This window comes from Aeromonas sp. s5 (genome assembly GCF_040907865.1).
GTDB classification, from domain to species: domain Bacteria; phylum Pseudomonadota; class Gammaproteobacteria; order Enterobacterales; family Aeromonadaceae; genus Aeromonas; species Aeromonas dhakensis.
In genome coordinates this window covers 125,566-150,432 of sequence record NZ_JBFOCO010000006.1, presented here as the reverse complement: position 1 = coordinate 150,432, position 24,867 = coordinate 125,566, and the positions used below count along the sequence as shown (strand labels likewise).

18 protein-coding genes are annotated in these 24,867 nt (G+C 63.2%); 9 read left to right on the top strand and 9 right to left on the bottom strand.

Translation table 11 applies throughout. The features are described from left to right. Positions 1-36 precede the first annotated feature (36 nt). The 3 genes from AB5Y94_RS04945 to AB5Y94_RS04935 form a co-directional block, all read right to left on the bottom strand. On the bottom strand, positions 37-843 hold the full coding sequence (locus tag AB5Y94_RS04945; protein ID WP_368205112.1) for a siderophore ferric iron reductase: 807 nt from the start codon (positions 841-843) through the stop codon (positions 37-39). Between the two features lie 38 nt (positions 844-881). Next, positions 882-3,026, bottom strand: a complete 2,145-nt coding sequence (locus AB5Y94_RS04940; protein ID WP_368205110.1) for a TonB-dependent siderophore receptor — start codon at positions 3,024-3,026, stop codon at positions 882-884. 254 nt (positions 3,027-3,280) lie between these two features. Then, a complete protein-coding gene (locus AB5Y94_RS04935; RefSeq protein ID WP_368205108.1) occupies positions 3,281-4,180 on the bottom strand; it encodes a helix-turn-helix domain-containing protein in 900 nt (299 codons plus the stop codon). A gap of 264 nt (positions 4,181-4,444) precedes the next feature. Between AB5Y94_RS04935 and AB5Y94_RS04930 the strand changes: the two genes are divergently transcribed. Continuing rightward, positions 4,445-5,185 (top strand): SDR family oxidoreductase, encoded by a 741-nt coding sequence (locus AB5Y94_RS04930; RefSeq protein ID WP_010634159.1) that lies wholly within the window; start codon positions 4,445-4,447, stop codon positions 5,183-5,185. A gap of 130 nt (positions 5,186-5,315) precedes the next feature. On the opposite strand, the gene AB5Y94_RS04925 is transcribed toward AB5Y94_RS04930, so the two are convergent. Then, a complete protein-coding gene (locus tag AB5Y94_RS04925) occupies positions 5,316-6,221 on the bottom strand; it encodes a LysR family transcriptional regulator (protein ID WP_368205106.1) in 906 nt (301 codons plus the stop codon). Positions 6,222-6,322: 101 nt separating this feature from the next. Here AB5Y94_RS04925 and AB5Y94_RS04920 point away from each other — a divergent pair, with 101 nt between their 5' ends. The 3 genes from AB5Y94_RS04920 to AB5Y94_RS04910 all read left to right on the top strand — a co-directional run bounded on the left by AB5Y94_RS04920 (position 6,323) and on the right by AB5Y94_RS04910 (position 9,730). After that, positions 6,323-6,961 carry an NAD(P)-dependent oxidoreductase gene (locus AB5Y94_RS04920; RefSeq protein WP_065017736.1) on the top strand — a complete coding sequence of 213 codons (639 nt, stop codon included), beginning with the start codon at positions 6,323-6,325 and terminating at the stop codon, positions 6,959-6,961. 442 nt (positions 6,962-7,403) lie between these two features. After that, on the top strand, positions 7,404-8,474 hold the full coding sequence (locus tag AB5Y94_RS04915) for an isopenicillin N synthase family dioxygenase (protein ID WP_368205104.1): 1,071 nt from the start codon (positions 7,404-7,406) through the stop codon (positions 8,472-8,474). A gap of 92 nt (positions 8,475-8,566) precedes the next feature. Then, the gene (locus tag AB5Y94_RS04910; RefSeq protein WP_368205102.1) at positions 8,567-9,730 is read left to right on the top strand and encodes a PLP-dependent aspartate aminotransferase family protein; all 1,164 of its coding nucleotides are present in this window, start codon (positions 8,567-8,569) and stop codon (positions 9,728-9,730) included. 93 nt (positions 9,731-9,823) lie between these two features. Here AB5Y94_RS04910 and AB5Y94_RS04905 read toward each other — a convergent pair whose 3' ends face one another. Together AB5Y94_RS04905 and asd are read right to left on the bottom strand one after the other, a co-directional pair. Next, entirely contained in the window at positions 9,824-12,601 is a 2,778-nt protein-coding gene (locus tag AB5Y94_RS04905; RefSeq protein ID WP_368205100.1) for a M16 family metallopeptidase, read from the bottom strand. A gap of 568 nt (positions 12,602-13,169) precedes the next feature. Beyond that, on the bottom strand, positions 13,170-14,285 hold the full coding sequence (asd, locus tag AB5Y94_RS04900; RefSeq protein ID WP_011705815.1) for an aspartate-semialdehyde dehydrogenase: 1,116 nt from the start codon (positions 14,283-14,285) through the stop codon (positions 13,170-13,172). A gap of 339 nt (positions 14,286-14,624) precedes the next feature. Between asd and sugE the strand changes: the two genes are divergently transcribed. The 4 genes from sugE to pflB all read left to right on the top strand — a co-directional run bounded on the left by sugE (position 14,625) and on the right by pflB (position 20,381). Next, on the top strand, positions 14,625-14,939 hold the full coding sequence (gene sugE / locus AB5Y94_RS04895; protein ID WP_368205098.1) for a quaternary ammonium compound efflux SMR transporter SugE: 315 nt from the start codon (positions 14,625-14,627) through the stop codon (positions 14,937-14,939). Positions 14,940-15,066: 127 nt separating this feature from the next. Continuing rightward, positions 15,067-16,827 (top strand): 30S ribosomal protein S12 methylthiotransferase accessory factor YcaO, encoded by a 1,761-nt coding sequence (gene ycaO, locus AB5Y94_RS04890; protein ID WP_024941585.1) that lies wholly within the window; start codon positions 15,067-15,069, stop codon positions 16,825-16,827. Between the two features lie 381 nt (positions 16,828-17,208). After that, positions 17,209-18,057: a formate transporter FocA gene (gene focA, locus AB5Y94_RS04885; protein WP_368205096.1), complete on the top strand. Its 849-nt coding sequence runs from the start codon at positions 17,209-17,211 to the stop codon at positions 18,055-18,057. A 41-nt stretch (positions 18,058-18,098) separates the two neighbouring features. Next, positions 18,099-20,381 (top strand): formate C-acetyltransferase, encoded by a 2,283-nt coding sequence (gene pflB / locus AB5Y94_RS04880; RefSeq protein ID WP_134694988.1) that lies wholly within the window; start codon positions 18,099-18,101, stop codon positions 20,379-20,381. A 122-nt stretch (positions 20,382-20,503) separates the two neighbouring features. On the opposite strand, the gene phnX is transcribed toward pflB, so the two are convergent. Genes phnX through phnW form a run of 3 tightly spaced genes read right to left on the bottom strand, consistent with a single transcriptional unit; the run spans position 20,504 to position 23,899 of the window. Further along, complete coding sequence (gene phnX / locus AB5Y94_RS04875; RefSeq protein ID WP_368205092.1) at positions 20,504-21,343, bottom strand: phosphonoacetaldehyde hydrolase; 840 nt, start codon at positions 21,341-21,343, stop codon at positions 20,504-20,506. Further along, entirely contained in the window at positions 21,336-22,760 is a 1,425-nt protein-coding gene (locus AB5Y94_RS04870; RefSeq protein WP_368205091.1) for an aspartate aminotransferase family protein, read from the bottom strand. The genes phnX and AB5Y94_RS04870 overlap by 8 nt, the downstream gene beginning before the upstream one ends. Next, positions 22,757-23,899 (bottom strand): 2-aminoethylphosphonate--pyruvate transaminase, encoded by a 1,143-nt coding sequence (phnW, locus tag AB5Y94_RS04865; protein ID WP_368205089.1) that lies wholly within the window; start codon positions 23,897-23,899, stop codon positions 22,757-22,759. The genes AB5Y94_RS04870 and phnW overlap by 4 nt, the downstream gene beginning before the upstream one ends. A gap of 241 nt (positions 23,900-24,140) precedes the next feature. Here phnW and phnR point away from each other — a divergent pair, with 241 nt between their 5' ends. Next, entirely contained in the window at positions 24,141-24,848 is a 708-nt protein-coding gene (gene phnR / locus AB5Y94_RS04860) for a phosphonate utilization transcriptional regulator PhnR (protein WP_167576578.1), read from the top strand. Positions 24,849-24,867 lie beyond the last annotated feature (19 nt).

The window sequence follows — 24,867 nt, the reverse complement described above, 5'->3', positions numbered from 1 at the left end:
CCTTGGAGCGGCTTGTCATCACGCAGGGCTTCTTATTCAAGCACCCTCTTCACAGCTCGCCGCCCCCCGCCGCCGCGGGCAGTTGGCGCAGAGCTCACCATCGCGGCGCTTGTAGTGCAGACAGCAGCGCTGGCGCACGTAACCGACCAAGCCGGCCGCTGGCGGCCAGGGCGCCGGCTGCCAGCCCGCCAGATGCTCGGCCGGCAGGCCGCAGGCGGCAAGCCAGTGCGGCGCATGGGCCGCCACCTCGGCGGGGCTTATCTCGTCAAAGAACGCGGGCACCCGCACCAGTGCCGCCAGCAGATCGTCCGCCAAGAGCGGGCGCACGAAACCGGGCCGCAGCCGCTGCACCTGCCCGAACGCAGTGAACAGCGCCTGCCAATGGGCCTGCAGCCGCTCACCCGCCGTCTTGATCAACACCTCCAGCTCCCCCTTGATCATGGGCTCAGCCGGCAAGGTAAAGCCCGATACCAACCCATCCTGACAACCCTGGCCCAGCCTCTCCAGCGCTGGCACGGCCCGCAGCCGGTAGACGGCCACCATGGCCAGATAGATGGATTGCCAGCAGAGCATGCCCCAGCTGCGGGTGAGCCAGTAGGCGGGGCCTGCCTCCGGATGGGCCAGCCGCCAATACTCGTGCAGCGTAGCCGCCACCTCGGCTGGCGTGGCCTGCTTGGTCGCCATCAACAGCGCCGCGCCCTCGCCGGCAGCCACCAGCCGCCCCTTGAGGGACGGGATAAGTCCGGCGGCGGCCGCAAACAGGGCACCGTGATCCGCCAGTGACTGCAGATCCGGCTCGCGCCGCGTCCCCGGGCTGCGGACACGACGGCCGGCACCGCTCATGGGGTGGGAGAGTCCCGGGCGCGGCCCGGGACGCAGAGTCAGAATACGTATTTGAGTCGCGCCTCCACGCTGCGCTCTGCGCCGAACCAGCAGTTGTTCTGGTCGTAGCAGGAGTAGTAGGTCTTGTTGAACAGGTTGCTGGCGCTGAGTGACACCTCCACCCCTTGCAGACGCTGGCTGAGCCGGGCCAGATCGTAGGAGGCAGCCATGTCCATCAGCAGGTAATCCGGCACTGTGTCGGTGTTGGCGGCATCAAGCTGGGCCTCTCCCACGTAGCGCAGGCCAGCCCCCAGGCGCGCCCCTTCCAGCGGGCCGGCCGGCAGGTAGTTGCTCCAGAGCGAAGCCATTTGCTTGGGTACCCAGACCGGCGTCTTGCCCTGCAGGCTGGTGGTGTCGCGGGTGATCTCCATATCCTGACGGGTATAGCTCAGCGCCAGATCCCAGCGGCTGGTGAGATCGAGTCTCCCCTCCAGCTCGACCCCCTTGGAGACCATCTCGCCGGTCTGCAGCTTGGGCCCGTAGACGTTGGCCGGATCCGTCACCAGAGCATTTTGCTTGGTGATGTGAAACGCCGAGAGAGTGGCCGTCTTGCTCATGTCCTCGGAGAGGAACTTGAGCCCCCCCTCCCACTGCCGGCCGGTGGCCGGTTTGAACGCCTGGCCTTGCTTGTCCGCCCCCGCCACCGGCTCGAAACTCTCGGCATAGCTCACATAGGGCGAGAGACCGTGATCCAGCTCGTAGAGGGCGCCGAGGCGCAGCGAGAGGTTGTCCTGATCAATCTGGGCCAGGCTGTTGCTCGCCGCCCCCTGATAGAGGGTCCGGCTGTCGGTGTCCATCCGGTAGCGGTCGTAGCGGGCGCCGCCGATGGCCACCAGCCGATCGAGGCGCACCTGATCCTGCAGGTAGAGGCCGCTCTGGTACTGGCGGATGGTTCGGTTGTCCTGATAGTTGAAGACCAGGTCTGCCGGCACTATCTGCTGGTGGTTCGGGTTGAAGATGTCGATGGCAGGGGCCGCATAGTCGAGGGTATCCCGGTAGAGAATGCGCGCATCCAGATACTGGTAATCCACCCCCAGCAGCAGGTTGTGCTGGGCCTTGCCGGTCTGCACCTTGCCCGCCAGCTGGTTGTCGATGACAAAGCCGCGAGAGTCTTCATCGGTCAGGTAGGCGTTGCGGGCCAGGGTGCGGTGGTCGGCCGCCAGCGCCGCGTTGTAGGTGTTCTGCTGGTTGGCCGAGGCATCCATGTAGCGGGCGTTTTGCAGCAGCTGCCAGTTGGCGTTGAAGTCGTGGCTCAGCTTGTAGCCGAGCAGGGTCACCTCCCGGCTGTAGTGGTTCCAGTTTTCATCGCCAAGGAAGGTGTCGCTGCCCAGCTGGCCCAGCGGGTTGGATTTGACCGAGCCGCTGGCCGGCACAGTGGTGTAGATGCCGGCTTGCGGGTCTTTCTGGTAATAGAGGTTGAGGTTCAGCAGGGTGCGGTCACTCAACTGCCAGTCGAGAGAGGGTGCCAGCACGTAGCGCTCCTCCTCTGAGGTCACCGCCTGGCCCTCTTTCTGGCGAGCCAGCCCCACCAGCCGATAGGCAAACTGGTCGTTGAGGGCGCCGGTGCTGTCGAGGGTCAGCTCCTTGAGGGTGCCCGTCCCGCTCGCCACGCTGACGCTGTGCCTGCTCTCCCGCTGGGGGCGCTTGGCGATGAGGTTGACCATGCCGCCTGGGGGCATGCTGCCGTAGAGCACGGAGGTGGGCCCCTTGAACACCTCCAGCTGCTCGATGGCCACCGGATCGATCTGGGGCTGCAGGTTCCAGTCGTTGTACTGCAGCAGCAGGCCGTCGTAGAAGTTCTGGTAGTTGTCAAAGCCGCGGATGTTGAACAGATCCAGCCGGTTGACCGCCCCGCCCCGCAGCTCGGTGTTGACGCCAGGCACGTAGCGCAGCGCCTCGCTCACCGAGCTGATGCCGCGCTGTTCCAGGATGTCACCCTCCACCACCGAGATGGTCTGGGGCGTCTCCAGGGGGGCGAGCCGGGTCTTGGTCGCGGTGTTGCGATAGGTCTCGCCGAGCACGGTTAGGGTCTCGTCGGCCCGGGTCTGTGTCGGGTGCTCGGTGGCGGCTGCCTGCACAGGGCTTGCCAACAGGGCGGAGAGAGTCGCGGCGACCAGGGTCAAAGGGGGGTGAGTGGCGTACATCTGATCCTCGAATGCAATGATTGAATAGTAACAAATCTCATTTGCATTTTATTGGGTCATTTTGCCCTTGAATTAACAATTTGGGGCATGTTGGCGCTGAAGAGGGAGAAACTGTGGTCAGTTTGGCCCCATCCGGCAACCTCAACTGACGGCAGCAACGCAGATGATGTCGAATGGATAGCAAAGCCTGGCGCAGTCAAAAGGGAAGGAGGGAATAGCCGCACCCGGCATCCGCCGGGCAAGAGGCGGCCAGCTCAGAGAGGGGCGACGGGCAGCCAGTACTCCATGCGGGCATCCGGCTGGTTGCCGTCAAAATCGGGGGCGTAACGCTCCAGCTCGAAACCGTCCAGCCCGCGATAGCCGGAGCTCGGCAGCCAGTGCAGGATGAACCAGTTGAGGGTCTGCCCCAGCTGACTGACCGGGCCCACGTGACTCAGCACCGCGTAGGTCTGGGCCGGCACCGGGAGGCGTGCCAGACCGTCTGGCAGGCTGCCCCCCTCCTCCATCACGCTACCCGCCCAGTAGGGGAGCGACTCGCCGGCACCAGAAACATCCACCACCCCCACCCGCTCCTGCCCGGGTGGCAAACCACCCGCCGCGCGCAGGGCGCGCCAGATAGCGGGCACCGTCTGCTGAAAGTCGGGGGCAGCGGCAAACAGCCCGTGGATCAGCCCCTTCACCCCGTGCAGGATAAAGCCCGACTGGCTCTCGATCCGCACCTGTACCAGCCTGGCAGGCATGGGCTGCGGCAGGGTAGCCCGCACCAGAGGGGTACGCAGCCCCAGCCGCAGGCCCCGCTTGCGATAGGCCAGCGGCGAGCAACCGAACTGCTGCTTGAAGGCGCGGCTGAAGCTCACCTCGGAGCCAAAACCGTAACAGAGCGCCAGATCCAGCACCCGCTGGCGACCAGACAGCAGCGCCTCTGCCGCCTGGCTCAACTTGAGTTCGCGCACATAGTGGGCCACCGTCAGCCCCGTCTCATGGAGGAACACCCGCTGCAACTGCCAGCGCGACCAGCAGCTCTGCTCCGCCAGTTCGGCCAGCGCCAGCGGCTGATCCAGGTTGGCGTGGATATAGTCGAGCACCCGCTCAATGCGGGTCAGCTGGCTGTGCGGCTGAGGCACGGCGTCGGGGATGGTGGGCAAGCTGGTCATGACGAGATCGGATCTGGCTGTCGGCAAGGCGCTGCGCGCAAGGACCCCATTAAACATGGCCGCCACCTTGGCGGCAAGAGCTGGGCGATATGGTCACGTCCGCCCTCTTGCCAGGTGGCTCGAGTGCTGGTCCGTCAAGCCAGCTTGGCAGGTTGTCACAAAAGTGACGCGTTTCCCTGTCAGATTGTTTGAAAACAAATATATCAATTACCAAAAAAAGCCCATAAAGTCCTCGTTCGAATCTTTTATGCAGGGAGAGCCTAGATGAAGAAAGTTGCCTTGATCACCGGAGCCCGTGGCGGCATCGGATCCGCCATCACCACCGCCTTGCTGGCCCAGGGGTATCGCATCATCGCCACCCACTCCAGCGCCAACGGGGCGGCGGCGCACGACTGGTATGCAGAGCAGGGTTTTCGGCCGGATCAGGTGCGGCTGCTGGCGCTGGACGTGGCCGACACCGCCATGTGCCGCGAGGCCCTGGGCCGCTTGCTGCAGGATGAAGGACGGGTGGACGTGCTGGTCAACAATGCCGGCATCACCCGGGACGGGGCCTTCAAGCGGATGACCCCGGAGCAGTGGTTCGAGGTGATCCACACCAACCTGTGCAGCCTCTACAACGTCACCCAGCCGCTGTTTGACGCCATGTGCGAGCAGCGCGATGCCCGCATCATCAACATCTCCTCGGTCAATGGCCAGAAGGGGCAGTTCGGCCAGGTCAACTACTCGGCGGCCAAGGCGGGCATGCTGGGCTTCACCAAGGCGCTGGCGGCGGAAGGGGCCCGCTTCGGGGTGACGGTCAACGCCATCGCCCCCGGCTACACCGCCACCCCCATGGTGGAGGCGATCCGCACCGACATCCTCGACAGCATCAAGGCCGACATCCCCATGCGCCGGCTGGCCAAGCCGGAAGAGATCGCCGCCGCAGTGGTGTTTCTTGCCAGCGAGGCGGGTGCCTATATCACCGGCGAGACCCTGGCCATCAACGGCGGCCTCTACATGAAGTGAGGCCTGGCCTTGTCTCATCGGCCTTATCTAATCGACATAGCGCATCGACAGAGGGCAGCCCGCGGGCTGCCCTCTTTGTTTGATCCTGGTTTGCTCCGGCCAACCGGGACGGCCTTCTTCCTTGCCCGGACTACGGACGTGTCGTCGCGGCCCCCACCGGCTCGGCGAAGTGGCTGCGCAGGGCGGCGATCACCCGGCGCACCTTCTCCGGGATCTCCCGCTGCGGGGTGATGGCGTGGATCTCCATGGGCGGCACCCGAAAGCCCGGCAGCAATTCCAGCAGGCGACCCGAGGCGAGATCTTCGGCGATCTCCCCCTCCGGCTGCAGCGACACCCCCTGCCCCGCCAGGGTGAACTGGCGCAGCGGCAGCACGTTGTTGCACACCACCCGCGGCTTGGGCTTGACCCTGTGCCCCTGCCCCTTCTCGTCGAAGAAGGTCAGGCCGCCGCTCAGCATGTCGGCGGCCAGCCAGTCGTGTTCCAGCAGCGCCTCCGGGCTGCGCGGGGTGCCCTTGCGCGCCAGATAGGCGGGCGAGGCGCACAGCAGCATCCGGGTCTGGCCCAGCTTGCGCGCCACCAAGGTGGAGTCCGAGAGCGTGCCGACCCGCAGCGCCACGTCGATGCGCTCCTTGATGAGATCCCGCTTCTCGTCGTCGGCGATGATCTGGATGCACAGGCCGGGGTGGGCCTGCAGCAACGGCGACAGTGCCCGCGCCAGCGGCTGGCCGGCCATCCCCACCGGGGCGGTGATCCGCACCTCCCCCAGCAGGCTGTCGCGTACCTCAGAGAGGCGCAGCTCGGTCTGGTTGAGGGTCTGCTGCAGAGACTGGCACCCCTGCCACACCACCTCCCCCGCCTCGGTCAGGTTGAGGCGGCGGGTGGAGCGGTGCAGCAGGGTGAGGCCGAGCAGGCTCTCCAGCTGGCTGATATGCTGACTGACGGCGGAGGGGGTCATGCCGAGGGCCTTGGCGGCGCCGGTCATGCTGCCCGCCTCGACCACGGCGGCGAAGATGGCGTAACGCTTGAGCTGTTCCATTATTAAATCCAGCTTATAAGTGAATGCAATTTACAACGGATTATTAAATCACATTCGGGGGCGTAGGATAGCCCCATTCCAACAGTGAAGGAGAATCTCCCATGAAAATTGCCCTGATCGGTGCCAGCGGTTTTGTCGGTACAGCCATCCTCAACGAAGCCGTCAGCCGCGGCCATCACGTCACCGCCATCGTGCGTGACGTGAGCAAGGTCGCCGCTCACCCGCAGGTCACCGCCGTGGCGGTGGATGCCCAGGACAGCCAGGCGCTGGCCAAGGTGCTCAAGGGGCACGATCGGGTGATCAGCGCCTACAACCCGGGCTGGACCACCCCGGACATCTACGACCAGTACCTCAAGGGGGCCAGCGCCATCGTGGCCGCCGCCGTCGCGGCCAACAGCTGGCTGCTGGTGGTCGGCGGTGCCGGCAGTCTGGAAATTGCCCCGGGCGTGCAACTGGTGGATACCCCGGAATTCCCGGCCGAGTGGAAACAGGGGGCCCTGGCTGCCCGCGACGGCCTCACCGCCCTGCGCCGTGAAACTGCCCTCGACTGGCGTTTCGTCTCCCCGCCCGTGTTCCTGGAACCCGGCGAGAAGCGCGGCGGCTACCGGCTCGGTGCCGATCAGGTGCTGTTCAGCGGTGAACAACCGGCCGGGATCACGGTCGGCGACCTGGCCGATGGCGTGCTCAACGAAGCGGAAAAACCGGCCCACCTGCGCCAGCGTTTCACCCTGGGTTACTGAACCTGAGCCAGGCACAATACCGGGCCGCAGCGCCCGTCACAAAAAGGGAGGCATCAGCCTCCCTTTTTGCATCTCTGTATTTGCGCATCTCTGTGCTGCCAGCGATGCTCGCCTCTTTTTGGCTCAAGTCGCGCTCACATTGCACACAAGCCGGTGCATGTCGGGTCAGGCCAACATGGGTGCCAAGTGCGCCGGTATATTGCCATTATCGCCGCTCAATCCGCAGCCACCCGGATGGGTGGCGAATTCTATTTCGATTTTTGTATATAACTAAGAATAATTTGTTGTTTCCGTCTTATAACTCCGAACAGTAGCATCTCCCTCAATCCAAATGGCGCCATCCCTGGCAACAGGGACGCGGCCGGTTTATCGGTCAGGGCGTCGTCGTTTTCATGTCAGGTGTGCGGGTAACATCCCGCCCCTGGTCAGTGAGGAGGTGCACATGGAACATTCACCACTGCCGATCATCGATCTCGCCGCCCTCGATGGCGCCCCCGAGACCCGTCGCCAGATGCTGGCCACCCTTGGCCGGGCGGCCCGCGAGGTGGGCTTTTTCTATCTGGTCGGCCATGGCCTGAGCGAGCAAGAGCAGCAGGAAACCCTGGCGCTGGCGGCCCGCTTCTTCGCCCTGCCGCAGCAGGAGAAGCTGGCGGTGCAGATGGTGCACTCCCCCCACTTTCGCGGCTACAACCAGGTGGGGGCCGAGCTCACCCGGGCGCGGCCGGATCTGCGCGAGCAGTTCGATATCATGAACGAGGCGCAGGCCCTGCCTTCAGCGCAGATCCGTGAACCCTGGCAGCGGCTGATCGGCCCCAATCAGTGGCCTGCCGCCCTGCCCGACATGCAGGCGCAGCTGCTGGCGTGGCAGGAGAAGTTGAGCGCCATCAGCCTCACCCTGCTGGCCGCCTTCGCCGAGGTGCTGGAACAACCGGCCGGGGTGTTTGACGACAGTATTCGCGGCGCCCCCTATCAGCACATGAAACTCATTCACTACCCGGGGCAAGCCGAGGGTGGCAGCGGTCAGGGGGTGGGTGCCCACAAGGATCCCGGCTACCTGACCCTGGTGATGCAGGATCATCACTCCGGACTCGAGGTGGAGACAGCGAATGGCTGGATCTCGGCGCCGCCCCTGCCGGGCGCCTTGGTGGTCAACATCGGCGAACTGCTGGAACTCGCCTCCAACGGCTACCTCAAGGCTACGCTGCACCGGGTGGCAAGCCCGCCGCCCGGAGTATCTCGCCTCTCCTGTGCCTTCTTCATGGCGGCGCGGCTGGATGCCACCGTGCCGCTGCTCAGCCTCTCCCCCGCGCTGGCAGCCCAGGCGCTGGGGCCCGAGAGCGACCCGACCAACCCGCTCTTTTATCAGGTGGGGGAGAACGTACTCAAAGGGAGGCTGCGCTCCCACCCGGATGTGGCGGTCCGCCACTATGGCGTCGCCCCGCCGTCGGCCAATCCGCAGATGACAAACGGGCAAACTACAAAGCGCGATCGGCGCGAGCCACAACTCGCCTGACGCTGCCATACCTAATAGACGGGGGCGCCGCGACGCCCCCTTCAGACGACACAAGCAGTTGGGCCACAGCCTGGCAATGACGGAGCAATACAATGAAATTCAAAACCATGAGCGTGCACAGCGGCCAGCGGATCGATCCCCAGACCGGTGCCCTCACCACCCCGCTCTACCAGAGCAGCACCTTCAGCTACTTCAACGCCCAGGCGGGCAAGGAGCGCTTCGCAGGTCAAGCCCCCGGCTTCATCTACAGCCGCTTTGGCAACCCCACCACCGCCGAGCTGGAGCAGAAGCTGGCGGCGCTGGAAGGGGCCGACGAGGCGCTGGTGGTGGCGAGCGGCATGGCGGCGGTGAGCGCCATCATGTATGCCCTGGCCGACAGCGGCGATGAAGTGGCCTATATCGGCCCGCTCTACGGCGGCACCGATGCGTTTCTCAAGCAGACCTTCAGCCGCGCCGGCATCAAGGTCACCGCCTACGAGAGCGATCAGGATCTGCTGACCGACATCCGCCCCGCCACCAAGGTGGTACTGTTCGAAACCCTGACCAACCCCACCCTCAAGGTGGTAGATCCGCGGGTGGTAGTGGAAGCGGCCCGCAAGGTGGGCGCCATTACGGTGTGTGACAACACCTTCCTCACCCCCTATCTGCTGCGCCCCCTGGAGCTCGGGGTCGATCTGGTGATGCACAGCGGCACCAAATACCTGGGCGGTCACGGCGACATCATCGCCGGGGTGGTGGCGGGCTCTCACACGCTGATGAAGTCGATCCGTACCGTGGCCCTCAAGCACATCGGCTCCCCCATAGGCCCGCAGGAGGCCTACCTGCTGCAGCGCGGGGTCAAGACCCTGCCCCTGCGCATGGATGCCCACCTGCACAACGCCCAGAAGGTGGCCGACTTCCTGGCCGCCCATCCGGCGGTGAAGAAGGTGATCTACCCGGGGCTTGCCAACCATCCGGGCCACGATGCCCTCGGCGCCTTCGCCAGCGGTTTTGGCGGCATGGTGAGCATCGAGCTGGAAGGTGGGTTTGCCCGTTGCGCCACCCTGCTCGACAACCTGCAGCTGTTCGTGCAGGCGGTGAGTTTGGGGGATCTCGAGAGCCTCGCCTGCCATCCGGCCAGCACCACTCACGCCGCCATGGACGAGGCGAGCCGCCTCGCCGCCGGGGTCAATGACGATCTCATCCGCTTCAGCATCGGGGTGGAAGATGCCGACGATCTGATCGCCGATCTGGCCGCCGCCCTGGCCCTGATCTGACTGTCAGCCGCTTTTGAACGCAAAAAAACAGCCCGCCCCCTGCCAGGGGGCGGGCTGTTTTGCTTGCGGCCGTCGCCCAATAGGGGCAACCCGCTAGGGTGTGACGGAGAGGCGCTGCACCGGCCAGCCCAACGCGGCCAGCTCGGGAGCCAGCGTCTTGGCATCCCCCACAACCAGGATCACCATGTCGTCGGGATCGAGCCAGCGGCGGGCCAGCTCGCGCAGGGTAAAGGGGGAAAGCTGGCTCACCTGCTTCACCTGCTGCTCCACATAATCCTGCGGCCACCCTTTGAGCAGGATGGGTTGCATGTAGGCCACCTCCTGCGGCAGCGTCTCGTAGTCGAGCGCCTGGCCATTAAGCACCCGATCCCGCAGGGTACGCACCTCCAGCCGGGTCGGCCCCAGCCGCTGATACTTGTCGAGCTCCTGCAGGATCTGCCGCAGCGCCGCCCCGGTCACTGCGCTGCGTACGCTGCTTTGCAGCAGGAAATAACCCGCATCGACGTTGCCCTCGAAGGTGGCGCCGATAAAGTAGGTGTAACCCAGCTCCTCACGCAGCCGGATGTTCAACCGCTCGGCGAGGGAGACATTCATCAGCCGGGTCAGGTACTGCTCGCCGAAGGCATCCTCTGCCATGGCGCGCCGCCCCACCCGGATCTGGCTGAGCGCAGCCCCGGGATTGTCCAGCAGATAGATGGCCCGTTTGGCCTGCTGCCCACGCCACTCCAGAGAGCGCAGGGCCGCCGGCTGACCCGCTGGCTCGACCAGAAAGCCGAGGGCTTTCATCACCCGCTCCTGGGCCAGATCCCCGCTCACCACCACCTGGGCTTCCCCGCTGCGATGGACCGACTGATAAAAATGGCGCACATCGTCCAGGGTCAGCGCCCGCAGGCTGGCCACGGGATCCAGCGGCTTGCTCCCCTTGAGCAGGGCACCGAACTGCCAGTCCGCCTGCCACTGGGGATCGCGAGCCAGCTGTTGCAGCCACTGGCTGTAGTCAAACTGGCTGCGCTCGAAATCGGCGCTGCGCATGGCGGGCTGCAGCACCAATTCCCGTACCAGCGCCAGCACCTCCTCGAAATGGGAGGTGAGCCCCTGGACCTCGATGGAGCTGCGCTCCTCACCATGTTCGAATCTGATGCTGGCTCCCAGCTGGCGCGCCCGCTCCTCGATGCTCGCCTCCTGCAGCTGTTCGCTGCCAAGGGAGAGCATGGCATCGGTCAGGGTGGCGACCCCGCCCTTGCCCTGCGGCTCGGCCCGCTCACCGCCCGGCCAGTTGATGCTCATGGCAAAGGCCGGCACTTCATCGCTGTAGTGGCCGAGCAGAGAGACCCGCTCACCCAGCTTGGCATGCCACAGGGTCGGCATGGGCACCGGCAAGGCACCACCACTGGCCGGCTCCTGGCGTCGATCCAGGGTCTCCTTGATCTGCCTGGGAGCCAGCGTCTGCAGCGGCCGGGCCAGCGGCAAGGGGGGCGGCTCGACGAAGTTGGGGTTGCCCGCCTGCCACTCGGGATGCTCGGCCGGCACCACGCTCAGCACCACCCTGGGCTTGTTCAACACATAGCGCGTCAATGCCCGCTGCAGATCGGCCGGCGTCACCCGGGCAAGGCGCTTGAGGTTGCGGTACTGGAAGTTGGGATCCTGAAACAGGGTATAACCTGTGCCCAGCTGCTCCACCTTGCCGGCCACGCTGTCCAGCGGCCAAATCCGTTTGGCGCGCAGGGCATTGACCGAGTGGGCCAGCTGCTCGCGGGTGACCCCGTCGCTGGCGAGCTGGCCGATGACCCGATCGATCTCCGCCTTGATGGGGCCAAGCTCGGCCCCTTTGGCCAGATTAGGAATGGCATGGATCATCAACTTGCATGCCAGCACATTGCATTCATGGCTGGCAAAGACGGAGACCAGCCTGCCGCTTTGCTGCAGCTCTCGCTGCAGAAGGCCGCTGGCCGAGCCCCCCAGCTGATCCGCCAGCAGATCGAGAGCCTCGACCCCGGGATCACTGGCAGAGACGGTCGGATAGGCCAGCACCAGCAGGGGTTCGGCCACCCGATCGGTCAGGGTGCGATAGCGGCTCTTCTTCAGCGTCACCGGACGCACCAGCGGCCGAGTCTGGGCCGGTGTGGCGGGCAAGGCCCCGAAATAGCGCTCGACCCAGGCCAGGGTCTGGGCCGGTTGAATGTCACCGCCGATCACCAAGGTGGCGTTGTTGGGCCCATACCAGCGCAGGAAGAATTGGCGCACATCCTCCAGGGTGAGGCGATCCAGATCCGCAGCCCGGCCAAACGGCGTGTTGAAGTAGGGGTGATTGGGCGGGTAAAGCGTGCGATTCAGCGCCTCATAGAAGCGCCCATAGGGTTGATCTTCGACCAGGTTGGCGCGCTCGTTCTTGATGATGTCGCGCTGCACGTCCAGCTTCTGCTGATAGAGAGTATCGAGCAGAAACCCCATGCGATCCGCCTCCAGCCAGAGCACCTTCTCCAGCTGATTGGCCGGCAGCGTCTGGAAATAGCGGGTCTGATCCTCCTGGGTCCAGCCGTTCACATCCTTTGATCCCATCTGTTGCAGCAGGCGGTTATGGCCCTCCTCCCCCACGTGAGCCGAGCCCTGAAACATCATGTGCTCGAACAGGTGGGCCAGCCCGGACTGGCCCGGAGCCTCTTCTTCCAGCCCCACCCGGTAGTGGACCGCCACGTGCACCAGGGGATCGGAGTGATCCTGGGTCAGGATCACCGTCAGGCCATTGTCGAGCCGATATTGCTGATAGGGCACGATCAGTGGATCGGCCACTCTTTTCTGCTCCTTGACCAGCACCGGGCCGGCCAAGGCCAAGACACTGAAGAAATAGAGCAAACTCCACACGACTCTCATGTAATTTCCCAATTCTCGAACCTGAACATTATTATGGGTCACCGCTGCTGCCCTTCATTGGTCTCGCAGCAAGGGGAAAACGGCGACGGCACGCCATGGGCGTAACGCGCACTATTGAGCATATAAATATTATTTTCGCCCCCCACAGGGTTGCCGCGAGCCGGCCGCCACGCCGCGTCGGATCACCTGCTGCCGCGGCCTCGTGGTATCGGCCTGGCCAGGCGGTCAGTGTAATCAATCAGGCTCGCAGTGGATATCTTGAATGGATATTCATTTGTAACAAGGCATATATCCCGCCCATCCCGCGAGCCCACCTCCCCCTATTTTGTGGTACAGATGGAATAGAGCGAGTCGGCTACCAGTGCGGCGGCGGGAATATATTTCCGGCACTGATTGAACAGTCAGGAAATAATCGATGGCCACTGTTAATATCTATTTAGTTAATAACAGTACCACTGCATTACAAAACCAAGACCCCATGCCTTGCAGCGTCAATGGCATCGAGCCTGCCCTGTTCCTGCCAAAAAAACAGGGGGCCTGAGCCCCCTGTCGTCGTTCCCGATTGCCATCACCCGCGGTCCAGCAGGATGTTGAGCATGCGGCGCAGCGGCTCGGCGGCGCCCCACAGCAGCTGATCGCCCACGGTAAAGGCGGCCAGGTACTCCGGACCCATGTTGAGCTTGCGCAGACGACCGACCGGGATGCTGAGAGTGCCGGTGACGGCGGCCGGGGTCAGCTCGCGGGCGGTGATGTCGCGATCGTTGGGGATCACTTTCACCCAGTCGTTGTGGGCGGCCAGCAGGGCTTCGATCTCGGCCAGCGGCACATCCTTTTTCAGCTTGATGGTGAAGGCCTGGCTGTGGCAGCGCAGGGCGCCGATGCGCACGCACAGACCATCCACCGGAATGGCGGCGTTCTCGATGCCCAGGATCTTGTTGGTCTCGGCCTGGCCCTTCCACTCTTCGCGGCTCTGGCCGTTGTCGAGCTTGGTGTCGATCCAGGGGATGAGGCCACCGGCCAGCGGCACGCCGAAGTTGTCCACCGGCAGGGTGCCGGAGCGGGTCTTCTCGGTGATCTTGCGCTCGATGTCGAGGATGGCGGAGGCGGGATCCGCCAGTTCCACCGCCACTTCATCACGCAGCAGCCCCATCTGGGTGACCAGCTCACGCATGTGGCGCGCACCGCCGCCGGAGGCAGCCTGATAGGTGGCCACGCTCACCCACTCAACCAGATCGGCCTTGAACAGGCCACCCAGGGCCAGCAGCATCAGGCTGACGGTGCAGTTGCCGCCGACGAAGGTCTTGATGCCGTTGTTCAGGGCATGTTCGATGACGTCGCCGTTGACCGGATCCAGGATGATGACCGCATCCTTCTCCATGCGCAGGGAGGAGGCGGCATCAATCCAGTAGCCCTGCCAGCCGGCGGCTTTCAGGCGCGGATAGACATCCTTGGTGTAGTCGCCGCCCTGGGCGGTGATGATGACGTCCTGTGCGGCCAGCGCCTCGATGTCGAAGGCATCCTGCAGGGTGCCGGCATCGACGCCGAAATTGGGGGCGGCCTCACCGGCCTGGGAGGTGGTGAAGAAGGTGGGCTGAATGCGGGAAAAATCCTTCTCTTCCTGCATCCGGCTCATCAACACCGAACCCACCATGCCACGCCAACCGACCAAACCTACTTTTTTCATAATGTCCTACCCTGGATAGCTGCTTATAGAAACCGAGTGTGATACCCGTGATCCCTTGTCCGGCGCGGGCCGTTTACAAGCGGTTCACAAAATATGGGTTGCGAAAAATGCGTCTGTCCACATTACGGATTGTGACGGCGGGCGCAAGTCGAATTGCGCAATATTCTGTGCCGTTCGCTGCAATATCCGTCAGCCTGGCCGACCTGCGGCCAGCCGGTTGGCATCCCGTCACGACTTGGGGCATCATTGAGACCGACCGGCAGCCCCGCTGCCCCTCGGGGACGACCCCGAGGCCTCCTGATGCGCAGGGACGGCCCTGCTTCCTGCGGAATCTTCCTTATGTCCTGGTTGCTCCTGCTGTTGGCCGGCCTGTTCGAGGTCGCCTGGGCCATCGGTCTCAAATATACCGATGGCTTAAGCCGTCCCCTGCCCACCCTGCTGACCCTGCTCGCCATGGGGGTGAGCGTGCTGCTGCTCGCCATGGCGGTCAAACAGCTGCCCCTTGGCACCGCCTACGCGGTCTGGACCGGCATCGGCGCAGTCGGCACCGTGCTGATGGGGATCTGGCTGTTCAACGAACCGGCCACCCTCGCCCGGGTGCTCTGCCTGCTGCTGATCATCGGCGGGATCCTGGGTCTGAAATTCATCGGCTGAGGCACGCCCCAAGGCGGTTGAAAGGAGAGCAAAACGGGGCATGGGCCCCGTTTTTTGCCTGCCAAACGCGCCGACCCCTGCTATTATCTGCGGCCAAACATGAGCCAATAAAAATCAGGATATCGTGATGACCGACCACACTTTTATTCCCGGCAAGGACGCGGCGCTGGAAGACTCCATCGAACGTTTCCAGACCAAGCTGCAAGCCCTGGGGTTTGATATCGAAGAGGCCTCCTGGCTCAACCCCGTGCCCAACGTCTGGTCCGTGCACATCCGGGACAAGGAGTGCTCCCTCTGTTTCACCAACGGCAAGGGTGCCAGCAAGAAGGCGGCGCTCGCCTCCGCCCTCGGCGAATATTTCGAGCGTCTCTCCACCAACTACTTCTTCGCCGACTTCTATCTGGGCGAGCAGGTTGCCAATGGCGACTTCGTGCACTACCCGAACGAGAAGTGGTTCCCCATCGAGGGGGATCAGCTGCCCGCCGGTCTGCTCGACAGCTTCACCCGCAAGTTCTACAACCCGGACGGTGAAGTGACCGCCGACATGCTGGTGGATCTGCAATCCGGCAACGAGGAGCGCGGCATCGTCGCCCTGCCCTTCGAGCGCCAGTCCGATCACCAGACCGTCTACATCCCGATGAACATCATCGGCAACCTCTACGTCTCCAACGGCATGAGCGCCGGCAACACCAAGACCGAGGCCCGCACCCAGGGCTTGTCCGAGGTGTTCGAGCGCCACGTCAAAAACAAGATCATCGCAGAAGCGCTGAGCCTGCCGGAGATCCCGGCCGAGGTCATTGCCCGTTACCCCGGCATCAAGGCCTCCATCGAGGCGCTGGAAGCCGAAGGCTTCCCCATCTACAGCTTCGATGCGTCGCTCGGCGGTCGCTACCCGGTCATCTGCGTGGTGCTGCTCAACCCGAGCAACGGCACCTGCTTTGCCTCCTTCGGCGCCCACCCGCGCTTCGAAGTGGCCTTCGAGCGCACCGTCACCGAGCTGCTGCAGGGCCGCAGCCTCAAGGATCTGGATGTGTTCGTACCACCCTCGTTTGACAACGAGCAGGTGGCGGATCACCACAACCTGGAGACCCACTTCATCGACTCCTCAGGCCTCATCAGCTGGGACCTGTTCAAGCAGGATGCGGACTTCGAGTTTGCCGACTGGGACTTCCGCGGCACCTCGCAGGAGGAGTTCGACCACCTGATCGGCATCTTCCACGAGCTGGAGCAGCCGGTCTACATCGCCGACTACGAGCACCTGGGCGTCTACGCCTGCCGCATCCTGGTGCCAGGCATGTCCGACATCTATCCGGCCGAAGATCTGCTGCTGGCCAACAACACCATGGGTGCCCACCTGCGGGAAACCATCCTGGCGCTGCCGGCGCTGGAGTGGGACGCGGAGCAATACATGGCGCTGTTTGACCAGCTGGATGAAGAGGGTCACGACGAGCGCACCCGGGTGCGCGAGCTGCTCGGCATCGCCGCCGCCAAGGGCACCGCCCTGCACACCCTGCGGGTGGGCGAGCTCAAAGCCATGCTGGCGCTGGCCGCCGGAGAACTCGACACAGCGCTCGATCTCATCGACTGGACCATGGAGTTCAACCAGTCGGTGTTCCCGGCCGATCGCGCCAACTACTATCGTGCCCTGCGCGCCTGCGTCGAGCTGTTCCTGGACGAGGATCGTGACCCCGAGCAGTACCGCGCCGTGTTTGCCCGCATGTATGGCGAAGAGACGCTGGCGCAGGCTTGGGCCCACGCCAGCGGTGAAGCGCGCTTCCACGGACTGGCTGCCGCCGATCTCTCCCTCAGCCAGTTCCCGCTGCATCAGAAGCTGCTGGCTGCCTACGAGAAGCTGCAGAAGGCCAAACGAGCCCATTCATGGGGTTGATGTGGTAACATTCCGAAGGGGCCCTGATGGCCCCTTCTCTTTTATGGTCAGCCAAGTGGCCATTTGTTATTCAAAGATGAAATAAAAAACAAAAAATACCTCTTAGGGGGTTGCCAACAAGGAGTAGCGAGTGCTGGGGAGATGCAAAGATGCCTTGCCGGTACACTTTTTCAGGGATGAAAAATAAATTGTTTAAAATCATAACATTAAAAAAACCACGTTTCTGTTTCAGCTGAAACCTGGTGTAAAGAATCGCTGCCGGGGGACTCAAATATTTGTAGTAAAATTACATTCACAATCTGTAATTCTTGATCGGTGTCAATTTTGGGGATCTGCCCCTTTGTTATGATTTCCACAGGCAAAATATGCAGGTAACGAGAATTGAAAGCAGAATCTCCCTTTGATTGTCTGAAGCCCGAAGCCATCGCCGCACTGGCCGAAGACATTACCTATGCCAAGGCCACCAAGCCCGCATACAAGACTATCCCTCTGGCCATCACGGCAGGCGCCTTCATCGCCATCGCCTTCGTCTTCTACATCACCGTCACTACCGGCTCGAGCGGCATGTCCTGGGGCATGGCCAAGCTGGTCGGTGGTCTCTGCTTCTCCCTCGGCCTCATCCTCTGTGTGCTGCTCGGCGCCGAGCTGTTCACCTCCACCACCCTGACCCTGGTGGCCAAGGCGGCCAATCGCATCAGCTGGGCCCAGCTGCTCAAGAACTGGGGACTCGTCTACTTCGGCAACCTCATCGGCGGGCTCATCATCGTCGGCCTCATCATCATGTCGGCCGAGTACATGGCGGCGGATGGTCAGTGGGGGCTGAACGCCATGAAAGTGGCCCAGCACAAGATCCACCATACCTTCTTCGAAGCCGTGGCGCTTGGCATCCTCTGTAACCTCATGGTGTGTCTCGCCGTGTGGATGGCCTTCGGCGCCCGCAGTGCCACCGACAAGGTGATGGTGATGCTGCTCCCCGTCGCCATGTTCGTCGCCTCCGGCTTCGAGCACAGCATCGCAAACATGTTTATGATCCCGGTCGGTATCGCCATTCACAGCGTCGCGGGCCCGGAATTCTGGCTGGCCATCGGCCAGGACCCGGCGACCTTTGCCGACCTGACCGTATCCAATTTCGTCTTGCACAACCTGATCCCTGTCACCATTGGCAATATCATTGGTGGTGGCGTCATGGTAGGACTGACTTACTGGTTTATCTTCCGTCGCCATCATTAAGGATGGCGGCAGACACATAAATACCTTGAGAGGTAATGAAAATGGCAGAACTTAACGAACAGTTCCAACAAGCATGGGAAGGCTTCGCAGCCGGTGAATGGCAGACCTCTGTCAACACCCGTGACTTCATCCAGAAGAACTACACCCCGTATGAAGGTGACGAGTCCTTCCTGGCTGGCGCGACCGAAGCTACCACCAAGCTGTGGGACAAGGTCATGGAAGGCATCAAGATCGAGAACCGCACTCACGCGCCGGTCGATTTTGATACCGACCTGCCCTCCACCATTACCGCTCACGATGCCGGCTATATCGATCAGGGCCTGGAGCAAATCGTCGGTCTGCAGACCGACAAACCGCTCAAGCGCGCCATCATCGCCAACGGCGGTATCAAGATGGTCAAGACCTCTTGCGAAGTGTACGGTCGTCAGCTGGACCCGATGGTCGAGAAGATCTTCACCGAGTACCGCAAGACTCACAACCAGGGCGTGTTCGACGTCTACACCAAAGACATCCTGAACTGCCGCAAGTCCGGCGTCATCACCGGTCTGCCGGATGCCTACGGCCGTGGCCGTATCATCGGTGACTACCGTCGTGTTGCCCTGTACGGTATCGACTTCCTGATGGCCGACAAACTGGCCCAGTTCAAGTCCCTGCAGGCTGACCTGGAAAACGGTGTCAACCTGGAAGCTACCATCCGTCTGCGCGAAGAGATCTCCGAGCAGCACCGTGCCCTGGCCCAGATGAAGGTGATGGCTGCCAAATATGGTTGCGACATCTCCGTTCCGGCCAAGACCGCCAAAGAAGCCGTACAGTGGACCTACTTCGCCTACCTGGCGGCAGTCAAGTCCCAGAACGGCGCGGCCATGTCCTTCGGTCGTACCTCCAGCTTCCTGGACATCTACATCGAGCGTGACCTGCAAAAAGGCCTGATCACCGAGCAAGAAGCCCAGGAGCTGATGGACCACATGGTCATGAAGCTGCGCATGGTTCGCTTCCTGCGTACCCCGGAATACGATTCACTGTTCTCCGGCGACCCGATGTGGGCCACCGAGACCCTGGCTGGTATGGGCGTTGACGGCCGTACCCTGGTCACCAAGAACAGCTTCCGTATGCTGAACACCCTGTACACCATGGGCCCGTCCCCCGAGCCGAACCTGACCATCCTGTGGTCCGAGAAGCTGCCGGTCGGTTTCAAGAAGTACTGTGCCAAGGTATCCATCGAGACCTCTTCCGTTCAGTACGAGAACGACGACCTGATGCGTCCGGACTTCAACAACGATGACTACGCCATCGCTTGCTGTGTGTCCCCGATGATCGTCGGCAAACAGATGCAGTTCTTCGGTGCCCGTGCCAACCTGGCCAAGACCATGCTGTACGCCATCAACGGCGGTATGGACGAGAAGCTCAAGATCCAGGTCGGTCCGAAAACCGAAATGGTCACCTCCGAGTACCTCGACTACAACGACGTGATGGACAGACTGGATCACTTCATGGACTGGCTGGCCAAGCAGTACGTCGCCGCCCTGAACATCATCCACTACATGCACGACAAGTACAGCTACGAAGCCTCCCTGATGGCGCTGCACGACCGTGACGTCTATCGCACCATGGCTTGCGGTATCGCCGGTCTGTCCGTAGCCGCTGACTCCCTGTCTGCCATCAAGTACGCCAAGGTCAAGCCGGTACGTGATGCCGATGGCGTCTCCATCGACTTCGAAATCGAAGGCGAGTACCCGCAGTTCGGCAACAACGACGCTCGCGTCGATGACATCGCCTGCGACCTGGTCGAGCGCTTCATGAAGAAGATTCAGAAGCTCAACACCTACCGCGGCGCCGTGGCTACCCAGTCCGTGCTGACCATCACTTCCAACGTGGTGTACGGCAAGAAGACCGGTAACACCCCGGATGGCCGTCGCGCCGGTGCGCCGTTCGGCCCGGGTGCCAACCCGATGCACGGTCGTGACCAGAAGGGTGCCGTTGCTTCCCTGACTTCCGTCGCCAAGCTGCCGTTCGCCTACGCCAAAGATGGTATCTCCTATACCTTCTCCATCGTGCCGAATGCCCTGGGCAAAGACATGGAAGCCCAGAAAGCCAACCTGGCCGGCCTGATGGATGGTTACTTCCACCATGAAGCCAACCTGGAAGGTGGTCAGCACCTGAACGTCAACGTGATGAACCGTGAGATGCTGCTGGACGCCATGGAAAACCCGGAGAAATATCCGCAGTTGACCATCCGCGTATCCGGTTATGCCGTTCGCTTCAACTCCTTGACCAAGGAGCAACAGCAAGACGTCATCACCCGTACCTTCACCGCCTCTCTGTAATAGAGTCTCGGTGAGCAAAAACCGGCGCCCAGGCGCCGGTTTTTTTATGCCTGATAGTCAGGGAGCATGGCCTGAAAACCTGCAGGCAAGGCCGGCTCTCCCCTCCTCTCATCCCGCCTTGTTCAGGGCCGCTCGCCTGCCGCCAGACGGCGGTTGATGTCGGCGATAACCGGGGCGATATCCGCCAGGGTGTCGATGATGTAGTGGGCCCCCGCCGCCCGCAGCTTGGCCTCGGCCGGCGCGCGCCGGGCGGCGATCTCCGCCTCGCTCATGGCGGCAAACTCCTCCCAGGTAACGCCAAATTCGTTGCCGGAAACCGACAATCCCACGGTCCACATGCCCGCGTTCAACCCTTCGCTGATGCCTGGCACGGCATCATCCACCTTGATGCAGCGATGCACGGCGCTTATTCCCAGCTCAATCACGTTGGCCAGCGCCATCCAGGGGCCGGGGCGGCCGCCCGCCTTGAGGTCATCGGTGGCGACCCAGTGATCCGGCCGATAGCCATGCTCAGCCGCCGCCGGTACCAGCGCCTCCATCACCGGACGGGGGTAACCGGAGCAGGAGCCGATCCGCAGCCCTTGAGCTCGCAGAGCCTCCAGCACCGGCAGCACACCCGGGATGGGGGTGGCGAAGCGGGTCACGGCGGCAATCTGCAGCGGCATAAAGGTGTGATAGAGGTGGTCCACCTCGGCGTGGCTCATGGGGTGGCCGAAGCGAGCCTGCCAGCGGGCATCCACCGAGGGCAGCCGGCCGAGCGCCGCGATATGATCCCATTTGCCCAGCCCCATGGGCTGGCGCGCCTCATCCAGGGTCACAGCAAAGTCATAGGCGCGGGCGAAGGCCTCGACGAAGATGGAGGTGGGGGCGAAGGAGCCGAAATCGACGACGGTGCCGGCCCAGTCGAGGATCAGCGCCTCTATGTCTGTGGTCGGGTCGATGGCAGTCTGCAAGTCAGTCATGGTGATCTTCCTGTTTCGGGGAAAGTGCAATCTCGCCAAGGGCGCGATCGAGAATGGCGATGGCGCGCACCAGATCGGCGCGGGCGATATTGAGCGGTGGCGAGAGCTGGATGACGTTGCCCTGGGAGACCTTGAAGCTGAGCCCCAGTTCCAGACAGCGGTAGAGCAGCCGCTCGGCAGCCTGGCGATTGCGGGTACGACTCTGGTGATCGACCACCAGATCCAGCGCCCAGAGCAAACCGATACCGCGCACCTGGCCGATAAGAGGGTGGAGCTCAGCAAGCGCTGCCAGTTCGCGCGCCATAAAGCGGCCATCCTCCCGCGCTTTTTCCAGCAGTCCCTCTTCACGGATGGTGGTGATGGTGGCGAGGGCCGCCGCACAGCCGACGGGGCTCTTCTCGTGGGTGTAGTGACCGAGCGAAATAGCCGCCGCCTGATTGAAGCGATCCCGGGTGATAAGCGCGGCAAAGGGCACCACCCCGCCCCCCAGCCCCTTGCCAAGGCAGATGATGTCAGGCTCGATGCCGAACTCTTCGAAGCTGAACCAGTGGCCGGTGCGACCCAGGGCATTGGGGATCTCGTCGACGATCAGCAGCACCTGGTGGCGATCGCAGATCTCCCGCACCCGCTGCCAATATGCCCTTGAGGGCACCTGCACATCGGTGTTGCGAATGGGCTCGGCGATAAAGGCGCCTATTCCCCCCTCCTTCTCGATGACGTACTCCAGATAATCGGCGTAGTGCAGGTCATCCCCCTCTCCGCGATACCAGACACCGCGATAGCGGGTGGGGGGCGGGATGCGCTCCACTCCGGCCATCAAGGGGCCCATACCGGCGCGAAAGCAGGCCTCGCCACCGACCGAGATGGCATCGAGGGAGGCGCCGTGAAAGGCATCCCACAGGGACACCACCTTGCTGTTGCCGGTGATGAAACGGGCAAGCTTCAGGGCAATCCCCACCACCTCGCTGCCGCCGGGGGCGAACAGCACCCGGTTGAGATCGCCAGGGGCCAGTTCGGCCAGGGTGCGGGCGCAGTCGATGGCGACCCTATGGGTGTAGCGGCGGGGAGCGAACGGCAAGTCGGCGAGTTGCTGCTGCACCGCGGCCACCACCTTGGGGTGACCGTGGCCCAGCTGATGAACGCTGTTGCCGTGAAAATCCAGGTACTGCTTGCCCGATACGCTGGTCAGCCAGCTCCCCTGCGCCCCCTCAATCAAATCGAGACAAGGGGTGGAGAGGGCCTGATGGAGAAAGTAGCGGCTATCCTCCGCCAATCCGGCCTGTACATCTTCGCTCTGACCTGCCCACCAGCGCGCCCGACCCACGCCAAGGTTGATATCCCCTTCGCTGTCGGCGCGGCCGCTGCCGTGCAGCTTCTCGTCATGCAGATCACGACCCAGGGCCAGCAGGCTGGTCATCGCGCGTCCCCTTGCCAGTAGCAGGCGCTGGCCATGGCGGCGAGCAAGCAGCGCACCCGCGCCGGAGTCACATCGCCGATATTGCCGATACGGAAACAGTCGGCCTGGGAGACCTTGCCCGGATAGATGACAAAACCCTGCCCCTTGAGCCGCTGGTAGAAGTCGGCGAAGCGGTAGTCAGGATGGACCGGAGAGTAGAAGGCGGTGATGATGGGGGATTGCCATTTTTCTGGCAGCAGCGGTTCAAAGCCGAGGGCGGCCATGCCATCCACTAGCGTGCGCTGATTCTCGCTGTAACGCTGATGGCGGGCGACGATGCCCCCCTCCTCTTCCAGCTCGCGCAGAGCCTGAGCAAAGGCCAGCACGGTATGGGTGGGCGAGGTAAAGCGCCACTTGCCCCCCTGCTGCTCCATGGTCTGCCACTGGGCATGCAGGTCGAGGGAGACCGAGCGGGCACGACCGGCGCAGGCCGTGAGCGCGGCGCGGCGGGCGATGACGAAGCCAAAGCCCGGCACCCCCTGAATGCACTTGTTGGCGGAGCTGATGAGAAACTCGATGCCAAGGCGGCCCATATCGATGGGGATGCCACCAAAGCTGCTCATGGCATCGACGATCAGGCGGATGCCGCGGCGCTGGCAGAGCGCAGCCACCTCCTCAAGGGGGTTGAGCATGCCGGTGGTGGTCTCGCAGTGCACCATGGCCAAGTGGGTGATCTCGGGGTGGCGCACCAGTATCGCCTCGATGGCTGCGGGTTCCGGGCGGGTTGTCTCGCCGCAGTCCAGCTCGTGGTGGCGCAGGCCAAGACAGCGGGCCATCTCCCCCATGCGGGCGCCGTAGGCACCGTTGTTGATGATCAGCAGGCACTCATCGGCGCCGATGGCCGAGCCCAGCACGCTCTCCACCACATAGCTGCCGCTCCCCTGCAGCAATACGGCGCTGTAGTCGCTTTCATATTCAGGGCCGGTGGCGAGGCGCACCAGCTCGCGGCGAATGGGCTCCACCACACCCTGGTTGTAGTCCGCATCCCAGGTGCAACTGTCTTGCAGCATGGCGGCACGCACAGTCGCGGTGGTCGAGAGGGGGCCCGGGGTCAGCAGCAGGTAATCGGCGGCGGCGGGGGCCGCAGGAATATGGGTCATGACTTCGCTCCTTTTGGTATATACCAGAATGAGCGCATTGTGGGTAACAGCCCCGCCAAGGTCAAAGGGGTGCCCTTACGTGCAACAAAAAATTCATTTTCGGCGCCGGGATCGCGATAATCTAGGAAGCCAGAACCACAGGGGCAACACAGGTCTTTACCAATGTACTTTGACACCTCTGTTTAGCGACCGGATCGACGACCAGACCTGTGCCCAACCCATTGCACAACCAGGGACTTTCATGAGCAAACCCCAATACCTGCAGATCAAGGATGCCCTCGCCAACCAGATCCTGGCGGGGGGCCTGGCCCCCAACGACAAGCTCCCCTCCGAGCGGCTGCTGGGGGAACTCTACGGCACCACAAGAGTCACCATCCGCGAGGCGCTGGTACAGCTGGAGGCCAATGGCCTTATCTATCGGGAGGATCGCCGCGGCTGGTTCGTCACTCCGCCGCGCTTTCGCCTCAATCCCAGACGCACCTCCAACTTTCACCAGATAGTGCGGGAGCAAGGGGGGGAGCCGCGCACCGAGCTGCTGGAAAAAAGCCGCCAGGCGGTGCCCCCGGCGCTGATGGCGCGGCTGCAGCTCAAGCCGTTCGACAGCCTGTTTCTGCTCAAGCGGCTGCGCTATGCCAACGGGCGCGCCATCTGCTACTGCGAGAACCATTGCCTGCCAGAGCGGGTGCCCGGCCTGCTGGAGCTGGATCTCAACGGCAGCCTGACCGAGACCTACCAGGCCCATTACGATCTTCTTTACGCCCGCATGCAGGTGCGCTTCTTCCCCACCGCCCTGCCGGACGAGGTGGCCAAGGCACTGGGGGCCACCGCGGGTCTGCCCGCCCTGCGCCTGGAGCGACTCAACTTCGATCAACACGGCCGGGTACTCGACTTCGATCTGGAGTACTGGCGCCACGACAGCCTGGAGATCGAGGTGGATACCCAGGAGTGACGTAGGCAAAACGTCACGG